Here is a 5490-nt window from a genome sequence, read left to right as displayed (position 1 = left end):
ATATATTTGAGAAAATTCCACTGGCCAATACTAATCAGGATCTGGAACAATTGCTTCCATGGAACATTGATAAAGAAGAACTCATCCCATAGACGATCAGTCAACACGGGGAGATATTAGCGCTTACACATAAACTGAAAGAAATCGGTTTGAATGAAAGCAGAACTATGGATAAATTAAAAAAACATTGTATTTTCATAGGTAATTATCTCTGCTCTCTATTGCCTCTCGACAAGGATCTGCCCGAAGGTTATAGAGTCGTAATAAAACCGAATACTACTAATGATCCGAACTATAAAAAAAATCCTGTACTTGTGAATTTAAGTAAGCATATATCCATCGAAGATCCTATGACTAGGGATATGGTATTATTTTTTACAAAAGATATTGCAAATGGTCTGCTTATAAAATTTGAAGATTTTCTTCAAGAACATCCAGAACCGAAGCCATAAAGATTTTTTTATTACATATACAGTATTTGCATGGTCTGTTTTGTTCTCAGGTAATGGTCTTTCATCCTGAATTTTATCAGAAGTAAAACCTTGATTTTCAAACTCTTCAAAACAAGCATTCTTCTCTTCCATAATCGCTGTTTGTGAGTTGTCTCTCTCATTTAAAGATATGTGTTTTTCACTATTGTCATTCAGGGTTTTTACAGATCTATCCTGATCTTCATTTATTTGATCACGCTTAATATCAAGACCGTCCCTTGATCGAAAATAGAATACTTGATTATTGTTTCCTTTTGATAATTCAGATGCGATATCATTTTTTTTAAAATCATTAAAATCATTAATCCCTTGTTTAAACCGACCATCAATCTTTTTGGAAAAGGGACTTGATTTTTCATTTGTAAAAGGATCTTTCTTTTTGGTTATTATTGGAAAAACTATATTTTTCCTTTTATCCATATTCATGTCAGAAAAGTGTGAAGCTAATTTACTAAATATATTCAGAAGTCTTTTTTTATCTGAAGTTATATTTTTATATCCCATTTCTCCCGTTGGTGTTTCCAGATTTGATTTAATATGTTTTGAACCAAATCCTGTCTTTTTGATCTTTTTTATTCTATTACTTCTCTTTCTATATCTGGTAATGAATCCGAAAATAGTTTTAATTTTATTCAATATACTTTTAACTTTGTTTTCTTTGTCTGGTTCATTCTTTCCAGTAGAGACTACTTCACTGATTGTCTCGAGCTCATCAATAACTTGATTATCGATTTTGACATTACTAGAGTATATTGACTCCTCTGCAGATGTATACATTCTTATATCATCTATGGTTTTCATTGAAATCTGATTTTCAAATAATTCCTGAAAGTCTTCATACATATCTCTTACAGATGGATATTTTGAACGACTAGTTAATAGAGGATAAATAAAATCTACGATATTCTGATTGGAAATAGAACTGATATCTACAGATCCCTTTTTTTGAAGTTTTTCCATTACTTCGTAAGAATCAGCTTTGTATGGAGCAACTTTTGAAACCAATTTATAGAATATTGCACCGAAGGAATACAAATCATTTCTATAATCAGATCTATATACATTTTCGGAATATGAATTAAAATTAATATATGGTTCTGGTATTGAGAGATGAGATCCTATGTTTCCATCTGCTAAGGATAACAAATCAAAGAGTAATAAATCACCAATAAACAGGGATCCCATTTCATTTCCCTGGGGAACCCAAATCGATTGCATTGACAAAAGATTATGTGACAATCCTTTTGCTTCAATATCCATCAGACATAATGCAAAAGTTTTCATTATTCTCAGAATATTAGCTGTTGTATAATTGCTTTCCTCAGATAAACTAATTCCTGATATTTTCTGCTGAACTGAATATAATTGATTCTTATATTCTCCATACTCAATAGTTTTTAAGATATGAGGATTTTGAATCTCTCTCAAATTGACAAGTTTCTCTGAAAGTTTACTTTTATTTTTGATTAGATTTTGGTTGTATTTCTCACCCAGTATTAAATCAAAGTAAAAAGTATTAGGGGAGTATATTGCTTTGGCTTCCCATCTTTGAGCAAAATTGCTTTTAGTTATCAATGATTTGATTATATAAGTGTTATTAATGACTTCTCCGGAAAGATCCATAAATTTATGACTCATCCTTATAATAATCCATGAATGATTTCCCTAAACCACTGTATCTGTCGTCTATCTCTTTTTCCTCTTTTTTATCTATTTTTTTAAACCATTTCCGAAAATAATAATTCAGGTATTTTGCTCTGGAAATAATATTGTTAGTAACAATTGTAGAGGTTGATTCAACATCATCGATAGATTCCATTGTGAAAATCTTCTTACATAATTCAATCAAATCTTTTTCAGTAATGCTCATCAGACATTGCAGTCTTTCCTCAAAGTCTTCGATATGCATGGATTCAAAATTTTCAGGTTTCAATAAGGTCAGGAACCTTGTTTTCTCCTCGCGTAACCACCCAAATTTATTAGGATCACCTGATATTTTCATTGTTTGTATTTCGAGATCTGCTTTGTTGTAATCAATTACAATAGGAAAATAAGTATTGTCTGAATCGTGGAAAATGAGATAATTGTTTGGGTTTCTATCTTCATCAAAGAATAACCAACGATTAATAAGATCATTTGCTAGCATTTTCTTTAATGGTTCTTCCAGATAATTATAACTACCTGCCTGCATGGCATGTTCTATTATTTTTGTTGCTCTATAAGTTTTACCGTTAATAGTGCTGACAATAGTTGGAGCAGCTAATGTCTTTAAGAGCACATCTACATAATAGGCTATCTCCTGGACTTTGTGCAAATGAACTTCTTCTGCGGAGATTTCCTTTATTAGCCAATTCTCGCCAAATTGATCTACTGCAGACATATACCCGCGCACCTTGGCAAAGAAGGGGACTAGATCATCTTTTTCGCAGGGAATAAGATTGATTAAATTCATTTTTTCAATTAATTCATTGATTGTTAAATCAAGATAAAGATGCTTAATCATCTTTTCATCTTTAATTGATTCTGTCAGATTCATAGACATTTTTTTACCAGCCATAATAACTCCCCTTTTCTTCAGATACTGCGAATTTGTCTTTTACTTCTCCATTCGTAATCAGTAGATAAGGACCATTCGTCTGTTTATTGCTGATTATAATTATGTGATTTTTAATACCTGTAACATCGTGCCATATTCCAGTTTTATTGCCTGTCTTCCATAGTGGGTTATGACCAACAATAAAATATGTGTCTTCTGGTAAATTTAATTTTAGAAGCATTTTTCGAATATCATCACTGCCATATTCTTTCATACTGGGATTGCCTCTAAATTCATGGACTCGATTCCACATCAACTGGCTTATGTAGTCCTCATTATCTTCTATATCTATCAACTCTTTTCTTGTTGCTCCCCTGCGAGTCGGACCGGCATGGGTTACAACAAATCCTGACCCAATAACAAATTGCGGTAATGATTCAAAAAATTCATCCACTATCTCTAAGAACTCATCACCTTTATTCTCTATGAGAAATTTTTTAAATTCATATCCTTGTCTTATTCCACTTTTGGTAATACGCTCATCAAAACTATCATGATTTCCTTTAATATATATGATGTTGTCCTTCAATTCGCAGATAAGCTCAATAAGTCTCTCCAATACTTCTAAAGATGTAGCCATTTCAAGCATTTCTCCAGTTTGATCGTTATGCATACCATCACCTAGAATAATAAGATAAATTTCATTATTTTTTATTTTTTCTATATTGTTGTCATCATTCATTATTGCATTGAGATTTTCGATGCTGCCATGTAAATCACCAATGATGATTGTTGGAAGATCAAGCATTGAGATATCAACTAATCCACCGGGGTGGTTATATGAGTTCACTATTCTGTATTTATTATTTTGAGTTATGCGTATTGCTTTTTTTATATCATTAATACTTACACTCATATTTGGATCCTTAACAGCAATATATATATATATATTTTAAATATAGTATTAATTATGGAATTTTTTTGAAAAAAGTGTAATAAAATCTTTAGAAGGCTTAATTTCCCTATCTTCCCGTTTCAATTTTACCAGCAGGACTTTGGGGATAATATTGAAAAGATTTTTTGTATTGTCAAAATAAGAAATTCTGATATTGTATGAGTGTTTAGCAAGAATACTTTTATCACTATTATTGGAGAATTCTCCCAAGCCAGCCAATCTATCCAGAATTTCTAAAATAGTTTCGTTAACTTCTTGAAATTGATCAAATTCTTCATTCAAAAACTTGCCTAGATTGTTAATATCTGAGATTTCAAGTTTGTAAATTCGATATCCATCGTCAGGTTTATGAAATCCATATTGAATAATTCCCAGAACCGCAAGAAGGACCTTCTCATAAATCTGACCGGGATGCCAGCACGTGAGAAACTGAAAAGCTTTGTTCAGCAAGTAATAATTGGGTTTTAAAGAGGAAAATAAAAGATCCGGTTTTTTTTTACCGATTAAACCGTCAACTATCCATTGATTATTGGTTTCTAAAAGCTTTAGGAACAAATGATAATTGTTAATGGTAATTCCAACTTGTTGAAGATACACTGCAAACATAGCACTGCTCTCAACCTGTTCTGGCGTAATAGTGCCGGAAATACCTTGCAAGATTATCTGTCTATTGATTTCGACAATTTCATTGCTATTTATTTCACTATACTCCCTAGCCATTTATTATCCTGATTTTTAATATTTTTTCTTTCCTATGTCAGTTCAATCTACATATATAAAAGATAAGGGATATAGTTTTTTAAAACAAATTTAAATTGATTTTTAATATATGTCAAAAACAAACATTTTTATACAAACTTAGAATTATACAAAAAATGAAGGCTATAAAATTTGAAAAATAGAAGAAATAATACAATACTTTTGTTATACAGCTATCAATAACTTAGATATCACCCTAATGAAATTAAGGAGAAAGTGAATGGATAAGCAAAAAGAAAAAGCTATCGAAGATGCATGGAGTCAAGAATCTATAATGGATGTTGAAATCAACATCATAGAACGCATGATTGGCTGTAGAACCGTTGAAGGTGTGGAGTCATCAATTAGTTATGCCCGGTTTCTCAGATTATCCGGCCTGACTAATGACAATTACCCACTTTTCCTGAGATTACTCGAAGTTGAGAACCATTGGGTCATAGACTCTCTTATTGGCGATAAAGATCCCTTCCTATTGTTGAGCTCTGTACATCCCAATAATTATCTGATCATGCAGGCTTTCAAACTTCTCACGGCCTGGCATCCTGGAGGAATTTATCCCAAAACTCTGGCCATAATCCTGGGTGTTCTTCAAGCGGCCTTCAGTTCCCCGAAAGATGGATATAAAATCTTTACAACCAGTATCAATGATGTTAATAACCTTGGAAAACATCTTAACAAAGAGCTCGGTCAGGATGATCTGAACAACCGCTGTATGCTCGATGTACTAGACCGAATTGGCTCTCTTGCCG

5 protein-coding genes are annotated in these 5490 nt (G+C 32.0%); 1 reads left to right on the top strand and 4 read right to left on the bottom strand.

Features of this window, described 5'->3' with window-relative positions; all coding sequences use genetic code 11:
• Nucleotides 1-368: 368 nt before the first annotated feature.
• From DV872_RS25720 to DV872_RS25705, 4 genes are read right to left on the bottom strand one after another with little or no spacing between them, the layout of a single operon-like run.
• Entirely contained in the window at nucleotides 369-2129 is a 1761-nt protein-coding gene (locus tag DV872_RS25720) for a serine/threonine-protein kinase (RefSeq protein ID WP_114632841.1), read from the bottom strand.
• On the bottom strand, nucleotides 2119-3048 hold the full coding sequence (locus DV872_RS25715; RefSeq protein ID WP_230391693.1) for a hypothetical protein: 930 nt from the start codon (nucleotides 3046-3048) through the stop codon (nucleotides 2119-2121). Before DV872_RS25715 ends, DV872_RS25720 begins: the two co-directional genes overlap by 11 nt.
• The gene (locus tag DV872_RS25710) at nucleotides 3038-3943 is read right to left on the bottom strand and encodes a metallophosphoesterase (protein WP_114632840.1); all 906 of its coding nucleotides are present in this window, start codon (nucleotides 3941-3943) and stop codon (nucleotides 3038-3040) included. Before DV872_RS25710 ends, DV872_RS25715 begins: the two co-directional genes overlap by 11 nt.
• Nucleotides 3944-3991: 48 nt before the next feature.
• On the bottom strand, nucleotides 3992-4702 hold the full coding sequence (locus tag DV872_RS25705; RefSeq protein ID WP_114632839.1) for a hypothetical protein: 711 nt from the start codon (nucleotides 4700-4702) through the stop codon (nucleotides 3992-3994).
• Nucleotides 4703-4961: 259 nt separating this feature from the next.
• Between DV872_RS25705 and DV872_RS25700 the strand changes: the two genes are divergently transcribed.
• Nucleotides 4962-5490: hypothetical protein (locus tag DV872_RS25700; RefSeq protein WP_114632838.1), on the top strand; the 529-nt coding region annotated here is incomplete at its 3' end.

It is taken from the genome of Oceanispirochaeta sp. M1 (assembly GCF_003346715.1).
In the GTDB taxonomy this organism is placed as follows: Bacteria; Spirochaetota; Spirochaetia; order DSM-2461; family DSM-2461; genus Oceanispirochaeta.
This window is presented reverse-complemented; position numbering and strand designations above follow the sequence as displayed.

Bases quoted from the DNA above. Each gene is read 5' to 3' on its own strand.
- DV872_RS25720 (WP_114632841.1), bottom strand. From the start codon at position 2,129: ATGAGTCATAAATTTATGGATCTTTCCGGAGAAGTCATTAATAACACT.
- DV872_RS25715 (WP_230391693.1), bottom strand. From the start codon at position 3,048: ATGGCTGGTAAAAAAATGTCTATGAATCTGACAGAATCAATTAAAGAT.
- DV872_RS25710 (WP_114632840.1), bottom strand. From the start codon at position 3,943: ATGAGTGTAAGTATTAATGATATAAAAAAAGCAATACGCATAACTCAA.
- DV872_RS25705 (WP_114632839.1), bottom strand. From the start codon at position 4,702: ATGGCTAGGGAGTATAGTGAAATAAATAGCAATGAAATTGTCGAAATC.